This window comes from Stenotrophomonas sp. Sm10 (assembly GCF_030985515.1).
Taxonomy (GTDB): domain Bacteria; phylum Pseudomonadota; class Gammaproteobacteria; order Xanthomonadales; family Xanthomonadaceae; genus Stenotrophomonas; species Stenotrophomonas hibiscicola.
On sequence record NZ_JAPTFO010000021.1, the window covers coordinates 34145 to 55839 of the forward strand.

20 protein-coding genes and 2 pseudogenes are annotated in these 21695 nt (G+C 66.8%); 6 read left to right on the forward strand and 16 right to left on the reverse strand.

Annotated features, from left to right (window positions below):
- Positions 1–11: 11 nt before the first annotated feature.
- The 3 genes and pseudogenes from O0J15_RS08335 to O0J15_RS08345 all read right to left on the reverse strand — a co-directional run bounded on the left by O0J15_RS08335 (position 12) and on the right by O0J15_RS08345 (position 4286).
- A complete protein-coding gene (locus O0J15_RS08335) occupies positions 12–1388 on the reverse strand; it encodes a hypothetical protein (protein WP_204323388.1) in 1377 nt (458 codons plus the stop codon).
- Positions 1389–1529: 141 nt separating this feature from the next.
- Positions 1530–1898 carry a glycine zipper 2TM domain-containing protein gene (locus O0J15_RS08340; RefSeq protein ID WP_014646414.1) on the reverse strand — a complete coding sequence of 123 codons (369 nt, stop codon included), beginning with the start codon at positions 1896–1898 and terminating at the stop codon, positions 1530–1532.
- Positions 1899–2064: 166 nt separating this feature from the next.
- A pseudogene (locus O0J15_RS08345) lies at positions 2065–4286 on the reverse strand (methyl-accepting chemotaxis protein).
- 626 nt (positions 4287–4912) lie between these two features.
- Here O0J15_RS08345 and O0J15_RS08350 point away from each other — a divergent pair.
- The 4 genes from O0J15_RS08350 to O0J15_RS08365 all read left to right on the forward strand — a co-directional run bounded on the left by O0J15_RS08350 (position 4913) and on the right by O0J15_RS08365 (position 10577).
- The gene (locus tag O0J15_RS08350; protein ID WP_180876055.1) at positions 4913–5305 is read left to right on the forward strand and encodes a barstar family protein; all 393 of its coding nucleotides are present in this window, start codon (positions 4913–4915) and stop codon (positions 5303–5305) included.
- A gap of 134 nt (positions 5306–5439) precedes the next feature.
- On the forward strand, positions 5440–8031 hold the full coding sequence (gene mutS / locus O0J15_RS08355) for a DNA mismatch repair protein MutS (RefSeq protein ID WP_134730317.1): 2592 nt from the start codon (positions 5440–5442) through the stop codon (positions 8029–8031).
- Between the two features lie 323 nt (positions 8032–8354).
- Positions 8355–9866 (forward strand): catalase, encoded by a 1512-nt coding sequence (locus O0J15_RS08360; RefSeq protein WP_186008993.1) that lies wholly within the window; start codon positions 8355–8357, stop codon positions 9864–9866.
- A 108-nt stretch (positions 9867–9974) separates the two neighbouring features.
- Positions 9975–10577, forward strand: a complete 603-nt coding sequence (locus O0J15_RS08365) for a DUF937 domain-containing protein (RefSeq protein ID WP_058983293.1) — start codon at positions 9975–9977, stop codon at positions 10575–10577.
- A 35-nt stretch (positions 10578–10612) separates the two neighbouring features.
- Here O0J15_RS08365 and O0J15_RS08370 read toward each other — a convergent pair whose 3' ends face one another.
- Positions 10613–11020 (reverse strand): RNA-binding S4 domain-containing protein, encoded by a 408-nt coding sequence (locus O0J15_RS08370; RefSeq protein WP_021202477.1) that lies wholly within the window; start codon positions 11018–11020, stop codon positions 10613–10615.
- 9 nt (positions 11021–11029) lie between these two features.
- Positions 11030–11269 (reverse strand): hypothetical protein, encoded by a 240-nt coding sequence (locus O0J15_RS08375; RefSeq protein ID WP_021202476.1) that lies wholly within the window; start codon positions 11267–11269, stop codon positions 11030–11032.
- A 62-nt stretch (positions 11270–11331) separates the two neighbouring features.
- On the opposite strand from O0J15_RS08375, the gene O0J15_RS08380 reads away from it, so the two are divergent.
- A complete protein-coding gene (locus O0J15_RS08380; protein WP_308305481.1) occupies positions 11332–12804 on the forward strand; it encodes an MATE family efflux transporter in 1473 nt (490 codons plus the stop codon).
- A 68-nt stretch (positions 12805–12872) separates the two neighbouring features.
- Here O0J15_RS08380 and O0J15_RS08385 read toward each other — a convergent pair.
- The 11 genes and pseudogenes from O0J15_RS08385 to ffh form a co-directional block, all read right to left on the reverse strand.
- Positions 12873–13282 (reverse strand): annotated as a pseudogene (locus O0J15_RS08385) (DUF1801 domain-containing protein).
- A gap of 38 nt (positions 13283–13320) precedes the next feature.
- The gene (locus tag O0J15_RS08390) at positions 13321–13755 is read right to left on the reverse strand and encodes a DUF1801 domain-containing protein (protein WP_308305482.1); all 435 of its coding nucleotides are present in this window, start codon (positions 13753–13755) and stop codon (positions 13321–13323) included.
- 78 nt (positions 13756–13833) lie between these two features.
- Positions 13834–14214, reverse strand: coding sequence for a DUF6404 family protein (locus O0J15_RS08395; protein ID WP_058983283.1), 381 nt, complete (start codon positions 14212–14214; stop codon positions 13834–13836).
- 82 nt (positions 14215–14296) lie between these two features.
- Positions 14297–14698, reverse strand: coding sequence for a 50S ribosomal protein L19 (gene rplS / locus O0J15_RS08400; RefSeq protein ID WP_005408597.1), 402 nt, complete (start codon positions 14696–14698; stop codon positions 14297–14299).
- Positions 14699–14852: 154 nt separating this feature from the next.
- Positions 14853–15611: a tRNA (guanosine(37)-N1)-methyltransferase TrmD gene (gene trmD / locus O0J15_RS08405; protein WP_171952308.1), complete on the reverse strand. Its 759-nt coding sequence runs from the start codon at positions 15609–15611 to the stop codon at positions 14853–14855.
- A gap of 8 nt (positions 15612–15619) precedes the next feature.
- A complete protein-coding gene (gene rimM / locus O0J15_RS08410) occupies positions 15620–16132 on the reverse strand; it encodes a ribosome maturation factor RimM (RefSeq protein WP_019659264.1) in 513 nt (170 codons plus the stop codon).
- A 44-nt stretch (positions 16133–16176) separates the two neighbouring features.
- Complete coding sequence (rpsP, locus tag O0J15_RS08415) at positions 16177–16437, reverse strand: 30S ribosomal protein S16 (RefSeq protein WP_005415733.1); 261 nt, start codon at positions 16435–16437, stop codon at positions 16177–16179.
- A 188-nt stretch (positions 16438–16625) separates the two neighbouring features.
- Positions 16626–17228, reverse strand: coding sequence for a suppressor of fused domain protein (locus tag O0J15_RS08420; protein ID WP_308305483.1), 603 nt, complete (start codon positions 17226–17228; stop codon positions 16626–16628).
- A 128-nt stretch (positions 17229–17356) separates the two neighbouring features.
- The gene (locus tag O0J15_RS08425) at positions 17357–18139 is read right to left on the reverse strand and encodes an aminotransferase class IV family protein (protein ID WP_308305484.1); all 783 of its coding nucleotides are present in this window, start codon (positions 18137–18139) and stop codon (positions 17357–17359) included.
- The gene (locus O0J15_RS08430) at positions 18136–19212 is read right to left on the reverse strand and encodes a nitronate monooxygenase (protein WP_308305485.1); all 1077 of its coding nucleotides are present in this window, start codon (positions 19210–19212) and stop codon (positions 18136–18138) included. Before O0J15_RS08430 ends, O0J15_RS08425 begins: the two co-directional genes overlap by 4 nt.
- Before the next feature lie 148 nt (positions 19213–19360).
- Entirely contained in the window at positions 19361–20737 is a 1377-nt protein-coding gene (gene ffh / locus O0J15_RS08435; protein WP_010483267.1) for a signal recognition particle protein, read from the reverse strand.
- Positions 20738–20859: 122 nt separating this feature from the next.
- Here ffh and O0J15_RS08440 point away from each other — a divergent pair, with 122 nt between their 5' ends.
- On the forward strand, positions 20860–21654 hold the full coding sequence (locus tag O0J15_RS08440; RefSeq protein ID WP_019659268.1) for an inner membrane protein YpjD: 795 nt from the start codon (positions 20860–20862) through the stop codon (positions 21652–21654).
- Positions 21655–21695: the final 41 nt, after the last annotated feature.

A 21695-nucleotide genomic window follows, 5' to 3' on the forward strand; every position in this document is an offset into this window, starting at 1 on the left:
CGAGCCGACGCTCAGGGATCCGGGGCGTACCAGAACGGGATGCGGAACGCGCGACGCCGTCCGCCCCCGCGCTCGCCGCCTGTGGCATTCCACACCAGTTCCAGGTCATGGCGTCCGGGCGCGAGGCCGCGGGTAGGCAGGTACCCCACCAGGCCGCGCATATCCAGGTCGCGCCGCTCCATGGGCACGAAGCCATGCAGGTCGACCGGGGTGCCGTCCAGCTTGACCTGCCAGAGCCGGGAAAGGCACTCCACTGCGGCGTTGGCGGCCTGTTGCCCGGAGGCTTCATTGTGCGCGTCCGGAAGTGCGGTGCAATGCTGGCGCGCCAGCGGATTGTCGCGTTGCGGGCGATGCGGAATGAACACGCGAAGCTGCCCACCGCTGATCGTGTCCGACGGGATCATCGGGTACGGCAGCAGCTGGTCATGCGCCGAACGCATCGATTCGTAATGCGCACTCAGCATGCCGTGCTCAACCGCCGCTTCCGTGACGATCTGGTACCGGTTGAACAGCGAGAACTTCAACGACGCCATCACCTGCACGGCGGCCAGCAGCATCGCTACCAGCACCGCGAACAGGTAGGCCGCCATGAACGAGCGCGAGCGCAGGTTGCTCTGCATGGTCAGCTGCATGGTCTGCATCAGGCGCAACAGCGGAACCCGTTGCAGGGCCGCCAGCATGCCCTGCAGGAGTCGCTGCGGTCGCTCATGGGGCTGCCCGCGCGCCTGCCGCCGCGCCACGATCTTTTCCAGGATCCCGGGGGTAACAGCCAGCGTCAACAGTGCGGCCAGCACGCTGCACAGGGCGAGCATGGCGACATGATCGGCGCCACCTGACAGCGCGCCGATCACCATCGACACACCGAGCGTCAGGACGGCCAACACCAGCGTGCCCGCCAGTGTCTGTACGGCAAGCAGGGTGGTCGAGAACAGCATCGTCGCCAGCCGGTCGGCCCGTTCGATGCTGCCATCGAGGCCTCCGTCCCGGGCCTGCAGGAAAGCGCGCGTGACCGCCCCCATTCTTGGCAGGCGCGCCCAGTCAATGCCATCGGGGAAATGCGACCGGAGGCCGATCAGCCCGATCCAGTAGCCGCGCACCGTGAGGTGGATGATCAAGGCGACTGCCAGCACATAGCACATGCCGACACTGATGCTGAAACCGAACCAGAGCATCTGGAAGTACATGCCTTCGGTGTGCAGGCTGCTGCGCGCCCAGGCGTCGAACAGATAGCCCGGCACGGCCAGCAGCGCGAACGCCAGCAGGCCCGAAATGAACAGCTCGAGTTCATCGGTGCGATCACGCACCCGTTGGGGATGGGCGGTCGCTTCCGCTATCGGGTCATGCCCGGCGAGCGGTGCCGGTTGGGGAGCTGGAGCCGATTCGTTCACTGGACGTTCATCCGTTGAGTCGGCGCAGTATAGGCATGACGCCAGATTCAGCGATACGGGTCCGGAACGACGAACGCCGGCGCGGGGCCGGCGTTCGAATACTGCGATGTGGAAGGGCCGAACAGGTGTGGCAGCGACCGATCAACGATAGACGCGTTCGCAGCGGCGCTCGACGACGCGGTCGCCGTTCTTCTGCTGGCTGTTGCCCTGGATCTGGCGACCAGCCGCACCACCGGCCACGGCGCCCGCCACGGTAGCGAGCTTCTTGCCGTTGCCGCCGCCCACCTGGTTGCCCAGCAGGCCGCCGATTACCGCGCCGGTTGCCGTACCGGCAATGCGGTTCGGATCGCGCGAGTTGCGCTGCACTTCCACGTTCTTGCAGACCACGCGGCTACCGTCGTTGAACCTGCGCCCCTCATCTCGCGGGCCGTAAGTCTGCGCGCCGGCCACCGACGAGGCCGCCAGCAGGGTACCCAGCACAAGCAATCGGGTCGAGGTCTTCATGGCCATCTCCTGAGTTCCGGTACGGGGCCAGTGTCCCCCAGCGGTTGGCAACCGGAAGTGAAATGGGCGTGTCCCCAATCTCGCCGGCCATCGCGCGTTCAGGGAAAAAATCCGCGCCCATCACGGTCAACGATCGTGATGGGCGCCGTCTCCCTGCCGGCATGCGCTGTTGCTAGAACTCTTCCCAGCCGCCCGCGTTCGCAGCCAGCGTCGGCTCGATGCGTGGTACCAGTACCCCCGGCCGGCGTACCGGAGTCACTTTCGCCGCGACCGCGGCCAGGACCGGACGCACGGCTGCGGCCGTGGTTGCCGCACTGGTGCGGAACACCGAAACCGCTTCGGCCAGCAGATTGGCCTGCTCCTCCATGGAACGAGCCGCGGCGCTGGCCTCTTCCACCAGCGCCGCGTTCTGCTGCGTGGTCTCGTCCATCTGCACCACCGCCTGGTTGACCTGTTCAATGCCCGAGCTCTGCTCCTGCGATGCGGCAGATATCTCGGCCATGATGTCGGTCACCCGCTGCACCGAGGCCACCACCTCGCCCATGGTGGTGCCAGCCTGGCGGACCAGCGCCGAGCCGTCGGCGACCTTGCCAACCGAATCCTCGATCAGGCCCTTGATTTCCTTGGCCGCACCCGCCGAGCGCTGTGCCAGTGTGCGCACCTCACTGGCCACCACCGCAAAGCCCTGCCCTGTTCACCGGCTCGCGCGGCTTCCACCGCCGCGTTCAACGCCAGGATGTTGGTCTGGAAAGCAATGCCATCGATGACCGAGATGATCTCGGCGATCTTCTTCGACGAGGCCTCGATCGCCGACATCGTGGTGACTACCTGGCCGACCACCTCGCCGCCCTGCGAAGCGACACCGTGCGCGCCGATCGCGAGTTGATTGGCCTGGCGTGCGTGCTCGGCATTCTGCTTCACGGTGGAGGTCAGTTCCTCCATCGACGCCGCAGTCTCTTCCAGGTTCGCCGCCTGCTGCTCGGTGCGCCGCGACAGGTCGGTGTTGCCCGCGGCGATCTCGCCTGCCGCCAGGTTGATGCTGGACGCGCTGGCCTGGATGCGGCCGACGATCTGCGTGAGCTGGTCGACGGTGGCGTTGCAGTCATCGCGCATCCGGGCGAACACCCCGTGGAAGTCCCCCTGCATGCGCACGGTCAGGTCACCGCGCGAGATGGACTGCAACAGGCTCGATACCTGCACCAGGTTCTCGTCGGTGGTCTGCATCAGCCGGTTGAGCCCGGCCACCATGTCGTGGAAATCGTGAGCGAAGCGCTGCTCGTCACCGCGCAGGCTGAAGTCCCCCGCCGCTGCTGCCGTCGCCAGCCTGCGGATCTCACCGTTGATCGCTGACAGGCTGGCCTTGGTCTCGTCCATCGCCTGGGTGATCGCGGCCTTCTCGCCCGGCAGAGGATCCATGTCTACCGACAGATCGCCCCTGGCGTAGTGCTTCATTACTTCGATCAACCGGTTCTGCACCTGCACATGCGAGCCGACGAGCGCATTGGTCTCGTGCACCATGCGCCCGTAGTCACCGGGGAAGGCGCTCTCATCCATGCGATAGCTGAGGCTGCCCGCATCGTGCTGGCGAGCCAGTTCCCCCTGCGCCGCCATCACAGACTGCAATTGCGCCTGCATGCGCTGCATCGACCTGAGCAGCTGCGTCACCTCATCGTTGCCGGAGGCGTCGATGCTGCTGTCCAGCCGCCCGTTGGCGATGCCATCGGCGAGCTTCACGGCTCCCTCCAGCGGCCGGGTCAGGCTGCGGGTGATGGCCCATGCGGCCAGCGAGCCGAGTATCAGGCTCAGCACGCCGAACACGATCGACAAGGTGCCGGTCCACGCCTCGGTCGCGCGGTAGTCCTCGCGGCTGCGCGCCGTCAGCACCTCCTGGTGCCGCAGCAGGGTGGAGATCGCCTCGTTCCAGGCCGTCGCCAGGCCCTGCTCGGCAAGCAGCTCCTTGGCTGCACCGTCGAAATCGCCGGCCTTCATGCGCTCATGCAGTTGCCGGGTGGACGCGTCGGTGGCCTTGCGTGCCGCGTCGATCCGCGCGACCAGCGTATCGCCGGTGGCATCACGCGGAATCTTGATGTACTTGGCCCATATGGCGTCGTAAGCCTGCGACAGCTCCTGCGCCTTCCGATAATCCCTGTCGAAATCCTCACCGCGCTTGATCACCATCAGCCGGCGCTGCATCAGCACCGCATTATTGGTATCCAGCATCTCGTTCAACAACCGCATTTTCACCATGTTGACGTCCACCACTTTCTCGAACTGGGTGGACTTCAGGTGATTTCCGTACAACGCCAGGCCGACGATGGCGACGATGAACAGCAGCAGCAAACCAAACCCGGCGCCCAGCCGGGATCCCACTCGGAGGTTGCGTAAGGCGAGCATCTCAATTCCCTTGATCAATGGCCGTACGGTCGATGGCGGCGCAGGCAGGGGAAACTTTATGGGCCGATATTATTGTATCGATCCAGATATCCTGAAATGTGCGGGCTGTTGTGAAAACCGCGCACCGGCAAATTCCTGCAGCCGCGCATTGCAAACGCGCATCGGACCACCCAATATTCGACCTGAATGCGGGTTATTCATTTTGCTAGCCGGTGACGGCGCATGGAGAACGAGTAGCCAGCATTAACTTGTGCTGCGAAGAAGCCACCAGAGGCATGTGCCACGCTTCCTTCCGCCTCTGGCCTGGGAAAGAACGTTCGATACTTTCTCGAGAGAGCCTCATGAACTCGCGCTCAGTATCGGTGTTTCTCCGGAGTAGTCCCTGGCATCCATGACCGATGCAGAAGATGCATGGCGGCGTGGCGTCCGCCCACTGCAAGCAAGCCACCACGTAGCCAGTGCAATGATTCGCATCGTCGCTGGCCCTCTACGCATCCTTCGACGTCCGTCGTGACCTGTGGCAAAGGCGCACCGCGATGCCAGATGGCATTCAGCCCGGAGCGACCGCGCAAAGCTCTCTCGTGCTGGGCCATCAACAACAGCGCGGACCACGCTACAGTCGGCGCATGACCCTCGTCCTGCAGATTGAAGGCGCCGCCATTGATGACATCGCCAGCCTTTACACGGAGATCAACCGCGTGTTCATGGCCGGCGAGGCATGGCAGCTCGGGCCGAGCCTGGACGCACTGGACGACCTGCTGCATGGCGGCTATGGCGCGTTGGCCGGGCAGGCGCAGGCCACGCTGATCTGGCGCGATATCGCCCACAGCCGTGCGGCCCTGGGCGTGGAGGCGACCTGCCAGTGGCTGCAGGCCAAGCTGGACGCACCAGGCAGCTTCAACGCGCGGGCGATCGCCCGCCGGCTGCAGGCGGTGCGACAGGGCGAGGGCCCGACCTACTTCGAGATCGTCATGCAGATCTTCGACAGCCATCGGCAGATCACCCTGGTCCCGGCCTGAACCCTTTTTCGTGCCGCACCGGCCTGCCACCAGTGGCGGCAGCCCTGCGCCCCAGCAGTTACCATGGACGGCCCTGTACCGGCTCCGCTGCCGCCGCCCTCCGGCGCGGCCGGACGCCCCGATTCACGAGTCCCATGTCCAAAGACAAGTCCGCCGAACATACCCCGTTGATGAAGCAGTTCTTCGCAGCCAAGTCCGAGTATCCGGACCTGCTGCTGTTCTTCCGCATGGGCGATTTCTACGAGCTGTTCTACGACGACGCGCGCAAGGCCGCGCGCCTGCTCGACATCACCCTGACCCAGCGTGGCAGTTCCGGTGGCGCACCGATCCCGATGGCCGGCGTGCCGGTGCACGCGTACGAAGGCTACCTGGCACGGCTGGTGGCGCTGGGCGAGTCGGTGGCGATCTGCGAGCAGATCGGCGATCCCGCGCTGGCCAAGGGCCTGGTCGAGCGCAAGGTGGTGCGTATCGTCACCCCCGGCACGGTCACCGACGAGGCGCTGCTGGATGAGCGCCGCGACACCCTGCTGATGGCCCTGTCGCGCAGCAAGCAGGGCTATGGCCTGGCCTGGGCCGACCTGGCCGGCGGCCGCTTCCTGGTCAACGAAGTGGAAACCGACGACGCTCTGGAAGCCGAACTGGCCCGTCTGGAACCGGCCGAGCTGCTGGTGCCGGACGAGGAGAACTGGCCGGAGTTCCTGCGCCAGCGCACCGGGGTGCGCCGCCGCGCACCGTGGCTGTTCGACGCCGACAGCGGCCGCCGCCAGCTGCTGGCGTTTTTCAAGCTGCATGACCTGAGCGGCTTCGGCATCGATGACAAGCCGCGCGCGACCGCAGCCGCGGGCGCCCTGCTCGGCTATGTCGAGGAGACCCAGAAGCAGCGCCTGCCGCACCTGACCTCGATCGCGATGGAAACCGCCGGCGAGGCGATCGCGATGAACGCCGCCACCCGCCGCCACCTGGAGCTGGATACGCGCGTGGACGGGGATACCCGCAACACCCTGCTGGGCGTGCTCGACAGTACGGTCACGCCGATGGGCGGGCGCCTGCTGCGCCGCTGGCTGCATCGTCCGCTGCGCCTGCGCGAGGTGCTGGTGCAGCGCCACCATGCGGTGGAAACCCTGATCGATCGCGGCGCGGACGCCGACATCCGCGAGCAGTTCCGCCGCCTGGGCGACCTGGAACGCATCCTCACCCGCGTTGCGCTGCGCTCGGCGCGCCCGCGCGACTTCTCCACGCTGCGCGACGGCCTGGGGCTGCTGCCGGCCGTGCGCGAGGTGCTGGCACCGCTGGACTCACCGCGCCTGCAGGCCCTGCATGCCGCACTTGGTGAACACGATGCGTGCGCGCAGCTGCTGGCCAGTGCCATCGCCGAAATGCCGCCGCTGAAACTGAGCGACGGCGGCGTGCTGGCTGACGGCTTCGATGAGGAGCTGGACGAGCTGCGCCGCCTGTCCACCCACGCCGACCAGTTCCTGGTGGACCTGGAACAGCGCGAACGCGAAAGCAGCGGCATTCCCACCCTGAAGGTGGGCTACAACCGCGTGCACGGCTACTACATCGAGATCAGCAAGGGCCAGTCCGACCGCGCGCCAGTGCACTACACCCGCCGCCAGACACTGACCAATGCCGAGCGCTACATCACCGAAGAGCTGAAGGCGTTCGAAGACAAGGTGCTGTCCGCGCGCGACCGTTCGCTGTCTCGCGAGAAGTACCTGTACGAGCAGCTGCTGGATACCCTCGGCGAACAGCTGGAACCGTTGAAGCAGTGTGCCGCTGCGCTGAGCGAACTGGACGTGCTGGCCGCCTTCGCCGAGCGCGCGCAGGCACTGGACTGGTCGCGGCCGGAACTGGAAACGGCACCGTGCCTGAAGATCGAGCGTGGCCGCCACCCGGTGGTCGAAGCGGTGCGCGAGCAGCCGTTCGAACCGAACGACCTGGACCTGCATCCGGACCGTCGCATGCTGGTCATCACCGGCCCGAACATGGGCGGTAAATCGACCTACATGCGGCAGAACGCGCTGATCGTGCTGCTGGCCCACATCGGCAGCTTCGTGCCGGCCAGCCGTGCGGTGATCGGCCCGATCGACCGCATCCTGACCCGCATCGGCGCCGGTGACGACCTCGCCCGCGGACAGTCGACCTTCATGGTCGAGATGGCCGAGACCAGCTACATCCTGCATCACGCCACCGCCCATTCGCTGGTGCTGATGGACGAGATCGGCCGCGGCACGTCCACCTACGACGGCCTGGCGCTGGCCGATGCGGTGGCCCGTCACCTGGCCTATCAGAACCGCTGCTACACGCTGTTCGCCACCCACTATTTCGAGCTGACCGCGCTGGCCGACGAACAGTACGAAGGCGGCCGCAGCGGCATCGCCAACGTGCACCTGGATGCGGTCGAGCACGGCGAGGCGCTGGTGTTCATGCACGCGGTCAAGGATGGCCCGGCCAACCGCAGTTTCGGCCTGCAGGTGGCGGCACTGGCCGGCCTGCCGCGCGCCACCGTGGCCCAGGCACGGCGTCGCCTGGCCGAACTGGAGCAGCGCGGCGGGGAGAGCCATGCCGCCGAACTGGCGCCGCAGGCGCTGGATGCCCCGCAGCAGTTCGGGCTGTTCGCCGCGCCATCGAACAAGGCACAGGAAGCGCTGGCGGCCATCGACCCCGATGAGCTGACCCCGAAGCAGGCACTGGAAGCGTTGTACCGCCTGAAGGCGCTGCTCTAGGACTGCCGCGCCCGGCCCCGGCTCCCGCCACGGCGCGGGCGGCCGTCCGAAAGGCTCTGCAAATCCTACTTCACGTTTCAATTGACAGAAACTATCGGCCTGAACGGATCATTCGATTATTCATTTCATTTGGCCCTAGCTAAAGTCGAGTGAAGATGTTCCACCCCCGTCTTCACCCGCAGGAGCCAGCCATGAGCCAGTCCGATAACACCAGTCCCAAGTGCCCGTATCACACCGCTCCGTCGCCGGCAGAAGGCGCCCAGCAGCAGCGTGAACTGAGCACCACGCCGAAGCAGAAGCACGGCGACGATCCGGTCACGCCGATGACCACGGCCTTCGGCGCACCGGTGGTGGACAACCAGAACAGCAGGACCGCTGGCCCGCGCGGCCCGCTGCTGATGGAAGACGTGTGGCTGCTGGAAAAGCTGGCCAACCTCAACCGCGAGATCATTCCCGAGCGCCGCATGCACGCCAAGGGCTCGGGCGCGTTCGGTACCTTCACCGTCACCCACGACATCACCCGGTACACGCGCGCCAAGCTGTTCGAGAAGGTGGGCAAGCAGACCGAGATGTTCGCGCGCTTCACCACGGTGGCCGGCGAGCGTGGTGCCGCCGACGCCGAGCGTGACATCCGCGGCTTCGCACTGAAGTTCTACACCGAAGAAGGCAACTGGGACCTGGTCGGCAACAACACGCCGGTGTTCTTCCTGCGCGACCCGCGCAAGTTCGCCGACCTCAACAAGGCCGTGAAGCGCGACCCGCATACCAACCTGCGCAGCGCGCGCAACAACTGGGATTTCTGGACGCTGCTGCCCGAGGCCTTGCTGCAGGTGACCGTGGTGATGAGCGACCGCGGCATCCCGCGCAGCTTCCGCCACATGCACGGTTTCGGCTCGCATACCTACAGCTTCACCAACGCCGACAGCGAACGCTTCTGGGTCAAGTTCCACTTCGTCAGCCAGCAGGGCATCGAATCGCTGACCGACGCACAGGCGCAGATCCTGGTCGGCCATGACCGCGAAAGCCACGGCCGCGACCTGTTCGCCGCGATCGAGAAGGGCGACTTCCCGAAGTGGAAGCTGTTCATCCAGGTCATGCCGGAGCTGGAAGCGGAAACCTACCGCATCCATCCGTTCGACCTGACCAAGGTGTGGCCGAAGAGCGATTACCCGCTGATCGAAGTGGGCCAGTTCGAACTGAACCGCAACCCGGTCAACTGGTACCAGGACGTGGAGCAGTCGGCGTTCGCGCCGAGCAACCTGGTGCCTGGCATCGGCCCGTCGCCGGACAAGATGCTGCAGGCGCGCCTGTTCGCCTACTCCGATGCGCAGCGCTACCGGCTGGGCGTGAACCATCACCAGATTCCGGTGAACGCCGCGCGCTGTCCGGTGCACAGCAACCACCGCGACGGTGCGATGCGCGTGGACGGCAACTACGGCGGCCTGCCGCACTACGAGCCCAACAGCTACGGCCAGTGGCAGGAGCAGCCGCAGTATCGCGAACCGCCGATGAAGATCCGGGGCGACGCCGACTTCTGGAACTTCCGTGAGGACGACGCCGACTACTTCAGCCAGCCCGGTGCGCTGTTCCGCAGCTACAACCAGGCACAGAAGGACCGCCTGTTCGCCAACACCGCCCGCGCCCTGGGCGATGCGCCGGACTTCATCAAGCAGCGCCACATCGACAACTGCAGCAAGGCCGACCCGGCCTACGGTGCCGGCGTCGCTGCGGCGCTGAAGGCGCTGGCCAGCCAGCCGTCGGATCCGTTCAAGCCGGCGCAGCCGGAAGCGGACTTCCCCACTGCCACCCCGGGCGCCGAAGACATCGAGCTCTGATCGCCCTGCCCCGTGTACGGCACGCCGCCTCCGTGTGGGGCGGCGTCGCCGTTTTAACGGTCCGCGTCGTACCTTCTGCACGCCCAACCCCAATCAAGGATTCCGCAGATGAGCCTGACCGATGAACTTCTCGCCAAACTGCAGGGCGCCCCGCTGCAGCAGGTGTCGCAGCAGCTCGGCATCAGCGACACCCAGGCCTCCGGTGCGATCAGTGCCGCACTGCCGGTGCTGATGGGCGCGCTGGGCAACAATGCCTCGCAGCCGCAGGGCGCGCAGGCGCTGCTCGGCGCACTGCAGAACAACCACAGTGGGCTGGACCTGGGCAGTGTGCTCGGTTCAGTGCTGGGCGGCGGTGGCGGTGGTGCCGCCAGCGACGGCGCCGGCATCCTCGGCCACATCTTCGGCGGCAGCCAGCAGAAGGTGGAAACCGGCCTGGCCCAGGCCACCCAGCTCGACAGCGGCCGCACCAGCCAGCTGCTGCAGATCCTGGCACCGATCGTGATGGCCTTCCTCGCCCAGCGCCTCGGCGGCGGACAAGCCGATGCAGGCGCGCTCAGCCAGGCCCTCGGCCAGGAAAAACAGCAGGTGCAGCAGCAGGGTGGCATCGCCGGTGGCCTGCTCGGCAGCGTGCTGGACCAGGACGGTGACGGCCAGCTCGGTGTCGGCGACCTGCTGAAGATCGGCGGCAGCCTGCTGGGCGGCAAACGCTGAGGCTTGTGTGCGCCGGGCAATGACCCGGCGCACGCCTACAACGCGTCGATATCACCCAGCGCGCGGATCAACCGGCGTGCGCGCTTGTCCGGCTTGTGCTCCGGCGGCTGGAAACCATCGCGTGCGGCGATGCGCAGCGCACGCTGTTCGGCACGGCGCGCCTTGGAGGCCTCGCTCTCGGCATACAGCTGCTGCGCCGCCGGCGCCGGCCCGCGCTGGTCGCTCAGGCCCAGCACCTGGATCTCGAAATGCTCCTCACCACGGTTGACCTGCAAGTGCTCGCCGACGCGCACCGCGCGTGAGGATTTCGGGCGCTGCCCGGCCACGCTCACCTTGCCGGTTTCGATCGCCTGCTTGGCCAGGCTGCGGGTCTTGAAGAAACGGGCCGCCCACAGCCAGATGTCCAGGCGGACACTGGGCGACAGCGGGGAAAGCTCGGTCATCGGCAGGGACTACTCCGTTCGCTTGTTCAGGGGACGCGGGTTGTCGGGGTCGGTGCGGCAGCCGCTGCCGCCGATCAACGTGGGTACGCCAGCAGACAGATCCTGGCGCTGGCTGCCGACCAGGCACTCGGGGCGGTCGGTCGGCCGCACCTGGGTATCGCCCAGCCGGTCACCCGTCGAACATGCGGCCAGGGCGGCGCCGATCAAGGCCAGCGCCACGCTCCGCTTCACCTGCAGTCGTTGATGCATTGCCACATCCCGCAAACCGGCTTGGTGCTAGTGTGCGCCTCCCGGGATTCGATCACCACTCCATGGCCAAAGCGCCGCTTGACCTGACCTCCGGCCCGATCGGGCGCAATCTCCTGTTGTTTTCGCTGCCGATCCTGGCCGGCAACATCGCGCAGTCGCTGAACGGGTCGGTGAACGCGGTCTGGGTCGGGCGATTCCTCGGCGAGGCGGCGTTGACCGCCACCGCGAACGCCAACAACATCATGTTTTTCCTGATCGGCTCGGTGTTCGGCTTCGGCATGGCCTCGACCATCCTGATCGGACAGGCGATCGGCGCGCGCGACATCGCGCAGGCGCGGCGCGTGGTCGGCACCAGTGCCACCTTCTTCATCGGCCTGTCGGTGATCATCGCCATCGCCGGCTGGTTCATGGCCCACCCGCTGCTGGCGGCGATGGGCACGCCGACCGCCTCGCTGCCGTTGGCCGAGGCCTACCTGCAGATCATCTTCCTGGCGATGCCGACGCTGTACGCGTTCGCCTTCCTTACCGCGGCGCTGCGCGGCGCCGGTGATTCGCGTACGCCGTTCCGTTTCCTGTTGGTGTCGGTGGCCTTGGACATCGTGCTGAACCCGGTGCTGATCTTCGGCATGGGGCCGCTCCCCGCGCTCGGCATCGCCGGCTCGGCGTGGGCCACGCTGATCGCGCAGACGCTGTCGCTGGCCGGCCTGCTGTTGTACATGCGGCACAAGCGCCACACCCTGTGGCTGGGCCGCGCCGACATGCGCCTGTTCAGGCTCGACCTGACCATCCTCAAGGCGCTGGTGATCAAGGGCGTCCCGATGGGCCTGCAGATGGTGCTGATCTCGCTGTCGGTGATCCTGCTGATGACCATGGTCAACCAGTACGGCACCGACACCGCCGCGGGCTACGGCGCGTCCCTGCAGCTGTGGAACTACCTGCAGATGCCGGCGATGGCGATCGGCGCGGCGTGCTCTTCGATGGCGGCGCAGAACGTCGGTGCGCAGCGCTGGGACCGCGTACGCGGCACCGCACGCCAGGGCGTGCTGTTCAATTTCCTGCTGACCGGCGCGCTGATCCTGCCGCTGGTGGTGTTCGATCGCCAGCTGCTGGCGCTGTTCCTGCCACCGGCCAGCCAGGCACTGGACATCGCGCGCCACCTCAACCACGTAGTGATCGGCTCGTTCCTGTTCTTCGGCGTCAGCTTCGTGATCTCCGGCGTAGTGCGCTCCACCGGCGCGGTGATTCCGCCGCTGCTGATCCTGGCCGGCTCGCTGTGGGGCGTGCGCGTGCCGTTTGCCGAACTGCTGCAACCGTACTGGGGCGCCGACGCGATCTGGTGGAGCTTCCCGGTCAGCTCGTTCGTGTCTATGCTGCTGTCGCTGGCGTATTACCGCTGGGGCGGCTGGCGCAAGGCGAAGATGATCGGCAAGCCTTCGCACGCTGAGGAACTGGCCACGCCGTCGGAGATTCCGGCCTGTCCGCCGTCGCCGGTGGCCGACCCGGATGCCGCGCTGGAGTCAGCCCCGCCACGGTGAGGTGGGTGCGGACCGTTGGTCCGCACAGGCCTGTCAGCCGAGCATGGGCTCGGCTCTACAGAAGACGGTCAGCGCTTCTTCTTCTTCGCCGCATTGAACGCCGCCGCCGCGCGCAGCAGTGCCTTCAACGCCGCGGAATCGGGCATCGCGCCTTCATGGATGTCGATCGCGCGCCGCGTGTTGCCCTCCAGGCTGGCGTTGAACAGGCCCTTCGGGTCTGCCAGCGCGGCACCGTGGGCGAAGGTCAGCTTCACTGCCTGCTTGTAGGTTTGCCGGTGCACAGAATGCCGTTGTGCTCCCACACCGGCGTGCCGCGCCACTTCCAGGTTTCCTGTACGTCGGGCAGCGCTTCATGGATCAACGCACGCACGCGTGCCAGCGTTTCGCCGCGCCAGTCCCCCAGCGCGGCGATGCGTGCATCGATCAGTTCGGCCGCCGGGGTTCCGGCATCGTCAGGGTTGGGAGCATGCGTGGCCATCAGGAACTCTCGTCGGGAAGGGAAACGGAATGCCGGGCTTACATGCGCTCGCCGGGCAGCGCAGCGGCCTGGCGCACCCGGTCCAGGAACTGCGCTTCATCCAACAGGCCGGATTCGTGGATGTTCAGGTAGCGCGTGTCGGCGCTCCTGGAGCGCTCCGGTGGTACCGGCGTCAAGGCAGCGCCGCGGAAAAAGGCCACCTTGATGTAGCGCGTGAAGCAATGGAAGCTGAGAAACCAGCCTGCGCCCGCAGCCACCGCATACATCGGCGAGTTCCACTTCACCGCCTTGTGCACCCCGGGTACGGCCCGTTCGATCAGGGCATCCAGCCGTGCGCCGATCGGACGTTTCCAATCCGGCATTGCGGCGATGTACGCCTGCACCGGAGCATCGCCCTCGCCCTTGGCGATCTGCGGGTTGCCACCGGTGAGCAGCGTGGGCAAAGCGGTGGGTGCGGTTCGCTTGGCAGGCATCGCACGGTACGACCATCGGAATGACGCTGCAGCCTAGCGCGGCCTGTGCCGGGCCTCACGGCGCAGTGCGCCATCGGCTCAGTCCGCCTGCCGCGCGCGGAACCGGCGCCACTCCGGCAGCTGGCGGTGGCGGCGCAGCGAGCGCATCAGCGCCGCCATCACAAGGCCGAACAGCGCTCCGGCCGACAGGCCTGCCACCAGCAACAGCACCAGCGGGCGCTCGCTGCCCTGCCAGAGCATCAGCCACATCAGCGCGGTCCAGAACAGCCCGAACAGCAGGCCCTGCACCAGCGCATTGGTACCGAAACCAGCCAGGATCGGCGGCGGCAGTGCGATGCCTGCGCGCCACAGCAGCCGATGCAACAGCGGCGCCGACTGCGCGCGTGCCAGCCCCTTGTCATCAAGAAAGCGCAGCGCCGATTGGATCACGACGGGATAGTGCGGATTGACGTCATTCATCACCCGATCGTGGCCGATGCAATGCCGGAAACGCAAACGGCCACCCGAAGGTGGCCGTCGCGGCAACAACCGAAGTTGTTTATCAGGCCTTTTCGGCCAGACGGGCAGCCTTGGCGGCAGCAGCGGCAGCCAGGTCTTCCTTGATGCGGGCAGCCTTGCCTTCCAGGCCACGCAGGTAGTACAGCTTGCCGGCGCGGACCTTACCACGACGCTTCACTTCGACCGAGTCGATGATGGCGCTGTGGGTCTGGAAAACGCGCTCGACGCCGTAGCCGTGCGAGATCTTGCGCACGGTGAACGAGGAGTTCAGGCCGGCGTTCTTGGTGGCGATGACGACGCCTTCGTAGGCCTGCACGCGCTCGCGGCTGCCTTCCTTCACCTTCACGTTGACGACAACGGTGTCGCCCTGGCTGAACTTCGGCAGTTCACGGGTGATCTGGGCGGATTCGAATTCCGCGACGATGGACTTGTTCAGCTTGCTCATGGGTTACACCGATTCTTGTTCGGGTGGGCGTGTCGTATCGACAACGTGGGCTCATGCAGTCACCGGACTGTGCTGCACGTTTGTTTTGGGTACTGCGCGCGCCAACCGGGGCTGGCGGGAATTGGCCATGATAGCCGATAAGGCCAGCCCTGCGCTAGGGGCTGGCCTTGGGTTTCCGGGCCTGGCGGGCCTGGTCCAGCAGTTTGCGGTCGGCCTTGCCCAGCGCCTGTTCATCCAGCAGGTCCGGGCGTCGCTGGGCAGTCCGGAGCAGCGACTGCTGGCGGCGCCAGGCGGCGATGGCTGCGTGGTTGCCCGAGCGCAGCACCTCCGGCACGTCCCCAAGCGGGTGCTGGGCCGGCTGGCTGTAGTGCGGGCAGTCGAGCAGACCGAGGTCGCCCTCGAAGCTGTCCTGCGCAGCCGATTCCGCATCGTTCAGGGCACCGTCCTGCAGGCGGGCCACGGCGTCGATGATCACCGCCGCGCCCAGCTCGCCCCCGGACAGCACGTAGTCGCCGAGGGAGATCTCCTGGTCGACATTGGCCTCCAGGAAACGCTCGTCGATGCCCTCGTAACGGCCGCAGAGCAGGACCATGCGCGGCAGCGCCGCCAGTTCCCGCACCTTGGCCTGGGTCAACGGCGCACCCTGCGGGCTGAGGTAGATCACCGGAGCCGGGGTCGGATCAGCCTCACGGATCGCCTGCAGGCAGGCCTGCAGCGGCTCGATCAGCATCACCATGCCCGGGCCACCGCCGAACGGACGGTCGTCCACCCGGCGATAGTTGCCTTCGGCGTAATCACGGGGGTTCCAGCCATGCAGGCTGAACAGCCCCTTCTCCCGCGCGCGCCCGACCACGCCCAATCCAGCGGACTGGGCGAGGAACTCGGGGAACAGGGTGATGACGTCGAAACGCATGCGTCTGCTCAGAACTCGGGATCCCAGTCGACCACGACCAGATTGGCCTCGAAATCGACCGATTTGACGAAGTCCGGCAGCACGAACGGGATCATCCGCTCGCGGTCACCCCGGACCACCACCACGTCATTGGCGCCGGTGCTGAACAGGTGCGAGACCTGGCCCAGGGCGACGCCCTCGGTGGTCGTCACGTCCAGGCCTTCCAGGTCCACCCAGTAGTACTCGTCGGGCTTCGGTGGCGGCAATGCACTGCGGGCCACGTAGATTTCGGTGCCGCGCATCGCTTCGACCACGTCGCGGTCCTCGACGCCCGGGAAACGGGCGACCAGGTGCTTGCCGCTGTCACGGCCACGCACACCTTCTATCGTGGTTTCCACGCCGGACGGGCTGCGCACGATCCACGGCTGGTAACGGAAAATGGCGGAACGTGGCTCGGTCCAGGACTCGAGCTTGATCTCGCCGCGCACACCAAAAGCGCCGACAACCCTGCCCAGCAGGATGCGGCGCTCGATATCTTTCATCTGCTTCAACCAAGAGGGCCACGCCGAAGCGTGGCCCGTCAGGATCAGGCCGCAGCGGCCTGGGACTTGGTCGCTTCCTTGATCAGGTTGCGGACCTTGTCGGTCGGCTGGGCGCCGTTCTTGACCCAATGGTCAACACGGGCCAGGTCCAGTTCGATGCGCTTCTCGGCGCCTTGGGCGACCGGGTTGTAGAAGCCAACGCGCTCGATGTTGCGGCCGTCGCGCGCGCTGCGCACGTCGGTGACGATGATGTGGTAGAACGGACGCTTCTTGGCGCCGCCGCGGGTCAGTCGGATCTTGACCATGGTGTTTTTCCTATTGCCCAGTCGCCAGGATGGCGAGGTAAGCGGGCGATTATAGCGGCAGAGCCCGGCCTAGCCAACCCCATATGACGCCGCGCCCTCGCGGTAGCGCCGGCCCATGCCCGGCGGCTTTTGTTCAGCAATGTGATCAACTTCTGACTTACCCCGCCGACGTCCCCATGGCGATAACGTCAACGTGCTCCAGCGACAGGCGCCCGATGCATGTCCAGCACATCTACCTCGTGCCGCTGCAGCAGGTCGTCAAATGCATCGCCGCCAATCCGCTCGACAAGTTGCCGCTCGGATTCGTGGATGGTGATGCACTGCAGCCAGTTGATCGCCACCGGCGGAACCTCCAACCCTGGAAAACTTGCGTCATTCCAGAAGAAGGGCAGCACCAGATAGACGTGCGGCATCCGGGTCGATGGGAAGTAGTCCTGCAGGATGTCGGGAATCACGCAACCCGGCCACACCGCCGCACGATCACGCATGATTGCAAAGGCGGTCGAGGCGACCACGTTGTCCCAGTGCTGCGTGTCATCTTCCGCACACGCGCACAGCTCGACGCGGGTTTCCAGCTCGTGCCCCTCTGAATGACATAAAGCAAAATCCGACAGACCGATGGACGAGATGGACTTCAGCCCTGCTTCCGGCGAGTTGGACGTCGTAAGGATATCGACCGAACGCAGGCGATGATCATCGTGAAAGGCCTGGACCCTGGGCCGCCCCTCCCCCCCCATGATCTTGATTGCGTGCATCGCTACCGCGCGATGCTGCTCGGTGACCGTACTCATATCGGATTGGAACCCCGGTGCGTTGTTCGCTGCGGCGGCATCCGCCGGGCATGGCCCGGCGCTACCGGCTGCAACGCTTCAAGGTAGCGTCCGGCCATGCTTGGCGACCGGCAGCCCGCGCGCCTCGTTCAGGAGAGCGGCTGCCAGGCCACCGCCGCCAGCACCGCCCTGCCCTGTTCAGCCAGCGCCGGCGAGCCGGCCAGGACATGCCCGTCAATGGCCTCCAGCGCCCACAGACCGCTGGCGTTACAGGCAAAAGCGGCTTTCACGCCGGCCATATCCGCCAGCCGCAATGGCTGCGTGGCCTGCGCCCCCGGCCAATGCTGCTTCAGCAGCGCCTCGGCGGTCCCGCGCAGGGCCGGCGCCTGCGGCCAGAGCAGCCGTTCACCATCGTGCACGGCCAGGTTCCAGGTACTGCCTTCACTCACTTCGCCATCGGCGGTCACGAACAGCACGTCGTCGAATCCTTCGGCCATCGCCGCGCGGCGCTCGGCGAACAGGCCGAAGGTGCCCACATGCTTGAGCTGCGGCAGCTCGCGCTGCCAGGTCACGCTGCGCACACGCTTGGAGGCAGTCAGCGTCACCGGCGCTGAAACCGCCACCAGCACGTCCACCGGCACCGCCGCCAGCGGATTGCGGAAATCGAAGCGGCGCGAGTACACCGTCACCCGCAGCGAGGCATCGGCCAGGCCGGCCTGCCGCAGCGCCTGCGCCATCCAGCCCTGCACCTGCGCCGTATCCAGTTTGCTGCCGAACAGTTCGCGCGTGGCCTGCGACAGCCGCGCCAGATGCAGGTCCAAGCCCTGCGCTGCGCTGTCGCGCACTTGCAGCGAAGTGAAGTGGCCGTAGTTCACCAGCGCCGGCAGCAGATCCTCCACCTGCGCCGGCTGGCCGTTGCAGCTCACCATCATGGCAACAGTGCCTGCGCCTGCTCCCACATGCCGCGCAGCACGTCGGCGGCCGGCTGCGCCGGCGCCATCCACGCCGACTGCCCGGCCCAGGCCTGCATCGCCGCCAGGCGGTTTTCCTGCGCGGCCTGCTTGCGCATCGGCGCGGTCAGGCCGCGCTGCACCGGGTACGGACGCGGCGCCGGGGCGCCTTCTGCGGCGGCGGCGCGCACGTAGGGTGTCGCCAGACCACGGCCCAGACGACCGCTGAAGGCACGGGTCGGCCAGGTGTCTTCCGGTTCGCTGGCGGCCAGCCCATCGGCCCACGCCGAGGCGATCGCCGCTTCCGGCGTGCGCAGGAACGCGGTGCCGATCTGCACGGCGCTGGCGCCCAAGGTGAGTGCGGCGGCGATACCACGGCCATCGGCGATGCCGCCGGCGGCAATCACCGGGATGTGCAGGTGATCGGCCAGCCGTGGCAGCAGCGCGAACAGGCCGACCAGCTGGCGCTCGGCCATCGCCGGATCGAATGAACCACGATGCCCACCCGCTTCCACGCCCTGCGCCACCACGGCATCGGCGCCGGCGTCCTGGGCAGCGCGTGCTTCAGACAACGTGGTCGCGCACGCGATCCAGGCGATGCCGGCGTCCTTCAGCTGCTGCACGTGGCGCGGCAGCAGCACACCCATGATGGTCGAGGCCACCGCAGGACGCGCCGCCAGCAGCGCGGCGAACTGTTCTTCGAAGTCGGCGGGCGTGGCATCGGCGGCGCTGGCCGGCACGTCCGGGCCCCACTGCGCGAGGAAGGCGCGGCTGGCGGCCTCGGCGGCAACGTCACGGGTCGGCACGGGGTCAGGCACCCACAGGTTCACCTGTGCCGGGCCGGTGGAGGTCGCGCGGAAGTCCTCCATCCAGCGACCGATATCGGCAGATGACGACAGCACCGCGCCCATCGCACCCATGCTGCCGGCATTGGCCAACGCGGCCGACAACGGCACCGGACAGGCGCCGGCCATAGGTGCCAGCAGGATCGGAACGGAAACGTCAAAGCGCCGGCAGAACGCCTCGACGCGGGAAGATACAGCGGAACTCTGCATGACGGCCCATCGTTTCGGACAGGCCCTCATGGTGCGCGCAGGACAGGGGAAGAGTCGAGCCTGCTGCCTGACGGCCTGCTGCGGCGACTGTGCGCCGCCGCCCGAGCGTGGGCTCGGGCGCTACATCAGACTGCGACCGGGGCCGTCATCAACGGAACGGCATGCCGCGGCCACCCATGGCGCCCATCATGCCCTTCATGCTGCGCAACATGCCCTTCATGCCGCCGCCGGCCATCTTGCTCATCATCTTTTCCATCTGCATGTACTGCTTCATCAGCTTGTTGACGTCGGCCGGTGTCACGCCCGAGCCCTTGGCAATGCGCGCGCGACGCGAGCCGTTGAGCAGGTTCGGGTTGCGCCGTTCCTTCTTGGTCATCGAGTTGATGATGGCGATCATGCGCGGCACTTCCTTGCCCTGGCTGACCTGCTGCTTCAGATGATCGGGGATGTTGCCCAGGCCCGGCAGCTTGTCCATCAGGCCACCGATGCCACCCATGTTCTGCATCTGCTCCAGCTGGTCGCGCATGTCGTTCAGGTCGAACTTCTTGCCCTTGGCGACCTTCTCGGCCAGCTTGGCGGCCTTGTCCTTGTCGACCTGCTGTTCGACCTGCTCGACCAGCGACAGCACGTCGCCCATGTCGAGGATGCGGCTGGCGATGCGGTCCGGGTGGAACACGTCCAGGCCTTCCGGCTTTTCGCTGACACCGACGAACTTGATCGGCTTGCCGGTGATGTAGCGCACGCTCAGCGCGGCACCGCCGCGGGCGTCGCCGTCGGTCTTGGTCAGCACCACGCCGGTCAGCGGCAGCGCATCGCCGAAGGCCTTGGCGGTGTTGGCCGCGTCCTGGCCGGTCATGGCGTCGACCACGAACAGCGTTTCAGCCGGATTCACCGCCGCGTGCAGGGCCTTGATCTCGGCCATCATCGCTTCGTCGATGGCCAGGCGGCCGGCGGTATCGACCAGCAGCACGTCCACGAACGACTTGCGCGCATCGTCGATGGCCGCGCGCACGATGGCTTCCGGCTTCTGGTCGGCGCTGGACGGGAAGAACAGCACGCCCACCTGCTCGGCCAGGGTCTTGAGCTGCTCGATCGCGGCCGGGCGGTAGACGTCGGCCGACACCACCATCACCTTCTTCTTGCGCTTTTCCTTCAGGTGCTTGGCCAGCTTGCCGACCGTGGTGGTCTTGCCGGCACCCTGCAGGCCTGCCATCAGGATGATGGCCGGAGCGGGAACGTTGAGGTTCAGGTCGCTGGCTTCGGCGCCCATCACGGCGGTCAGCTCGTCGCGCACGACCTTGATCAGGGCCTGGCCCGGGGTCAGCGACTTCAGCACTTCCTGGCCGACCGCGCGCACCTTGATGCGCTCGATCAGGGCCTGCACCACCGGCAGCGCGACGTCGGCTTCGAGCAGTGCGATGCGCACTTCACGGGTCGCCTCGCGGATGTTCTCCTCGGTCAGGCGGCCACGGCCACGCAGGCGCTCGATGGTGCCGGAAAGGCGCTGGGTCAGGGACTCGAACATGCGGCGCAACCTGTCTGAAAGCGGGGGACAATAAGGCAGACAGTATAACGGGTCCGGCCGTCGCCCCGGACTGCGACCACAGGGCCGTCGCCAGCATCACAGGGGTATGCGAAACTGCAACGATGACAATCGTTCTCATCGCCGTCCTGCTCTACCTGGCTGCCAGTGCCCTGCTGGTGCGCGCGCTCGGCCGCGATGAAACCACCGGCTCGCCCACCTGGCTGTGGCCCGCCCTGCCGGCGATGCTGCTGCATGGCGGTTACCACGTGATGGTGGCGATGCGTACCACCGGCGGGCCGGACATGCACTTCTTCGCCGCGCTGTCGCTGGTCGGCCTGGGCATGGCCTGGCTGACCTCGCTGGTCGGCGCGCGCGGGCGGATGTCGGCGCTGGGCGTGGTGGTGTTCCCACTGGCTGCCGTGCTGCTGCTGGCCTACCACGGCTACGGCCACGAGCCGAGCAAGGTGCTGGGCTGGCGCCTGGCCAGCCACGCCTGGCTGGCCCTGCTGGCCTATGCCACGCTGAGCATCGCCGCCCTGCTGGCGATCATGCTGTGGCTGCAGGAGCGCGCGCTGCGCCGCCGCGAGTTCCGGCCATGGCTACGCGCGCTGCCACCGCTGGCCGACCTGGAATCGCTGCTGTTCCGGGTGATCACCGTCGGCTTCGCGCTGCTGACCCTGACCCTGGTCACCGGCGTACTGTTCGTCGATGACCTGCTGGCGCAGAAGCTGGTGCACAAGACCGTGCTGAGCGTGCTGTCGTGGATCGTGTTCGGCGTGCTGCTGATCGGCCGCCGCCGCTACGGCTGGCGCGGCATGAAGGCGGTGCACTGGACGCTGGCGGCGATGCTGTTGCTGCTGCTGGCGTTCTTCGGCAGCCAGTTCGTGATCGAGCTGGTGTTCGGGCATACGCGATAGGCCGTGTGCCGACCAACGGTCGGCACCAACCCAGGTACTGC

Bases quoted from the DNA above. Each gene is read 5' to 3' on its own strand.
- O0J15_RS08340 (WP_014646414.1), bottom strand. From the start codon at position 1,898: ATGGCCATGAAGACCTCGACCCGATTGCTTGTGCTGGGTACCCTGCTG.
- O0J15_RS08350 (WP_180876055.1), top strand. From the start codon at position 4,913: ATGACCCTCGTCCTGCAGATTGAAGGCGCCGCCATTGATGACATCGCC.
- mutS (WP_134730317.1), top strand. From the start codon at position 5,440: ATGTCCAAAGACAAGTCCGCCGAACATACCCCGTTGATGAAGCAGTTC.
- O0J15_RS08360 (WP_186008993.1), top strand. From the start codon at position 8,355: ATGACCACGGCCTTCGGCGCACCGGTGGTGGACAACCAGAACAGCAGG.
- O0J15_RS08365 (WP_058983293.1), top strand. From the start codon at position 9,975: ATGAGCCTGACCGATGAACTTCTCGCCAAACTGCAGGGCGCCCCGCTG.
- O0J15_RS08370 (WP_021202477.1), bottom strand. From the start codon at position 11,020: ATGACCGAGCTTTCCCCGCTGTCGCCCAGTGTCCGCCTGGACATCTGG.
- O0J15_RS08375 (WP_021202476.1), bottom strand. From the start codon at position 11,269: ATGCATCAACGACTGCAGGTGAAGCGGAGCGTGGCGCTGGCCTTGATC.
- O0J15_RS08380 (WP_308305481.1), top strand. From the start codon at position 11,332: ATGGCCAAAGCGCCGCTTGACCTGACCTCCGGCCCGATCGGGCGCAAT.
- O0J15_RS08390 (WP_308305482.1), bottom strand. From the start codon at position 13,755: ATGCCTGCCAAGCGAACCGCACCCACCGCTTTGCCCACGCTGCTCACC.
- O0J15_RS08395 (WP_058983283.1), bottom strand. From the start codon at position 14,214: ATGAATGACGTCAATCCGCACTATCCCGTCGTGATCCAATCGGCGCTG.
- rplS (WP_005408597.1), bottom strand. From the start codon at position 14,698: ATGAGCAAGCTGAACAAGTCCATCGTCGCGGAATTCGAATCCGCCCAG.
- trmD (WP_171952308.1), bottom strand. From the start codon at position 15,611: ATGCGTTTCGACGTCATCACCCTGTTCCCCGAGTTCCTCGCCCAGTCC.
- rimM (WP_019659264.1), bottom strand. From the start codon at position 16,132: ATGAAAGATATCGAGCGCCGCATCCTGCTGGGCAGGGTTGTCGGCGCT.
- rpsP (WP_005415733.1), bottom strand. From the start codon at position 16,437: ATGGTCAAGATCCGACTGACCCGCGGCGGCGCCAAGAAGCGTCCGTTC.
- O0J15_RS08420 (WP_308305483.1), bottom strand. From the start codon at position 17,228: ATGAGTACGGTCACCGAGCAGCATCGCGCGGTAGCGATGCACGCAATC.
- O0J15_RS08425 (WP_308305484.1), bottom strand. From the start codon at position 18,139: ATGATGGTGAGCTGCAACGGCCAGCCGGCGCAGGTGGAGGATCTGCTG.
- O0J15_RS08430 (WP_308305485.1), bottom strand. From the start codon at position 19,212: ATGCAGAGTTCCGCTGTATCTTCCCGCGTCGAGGCGTTCTGCCGGCGC.
- ffh (WP_010483267.1), bottom strand. From the start codon at position 20,737: ATGTTCGAGTCCCTGACCCAGCGCCTTTCCGGCACCATCGAGCGCCTG.
- O0J15_RS08440 (WP_019659268.1), top strand. From the start codon at position 20,860: ATGACAATCGTTCTCATCGCCGTCCTGCTCTACCTGGCTGCCAGTGCC.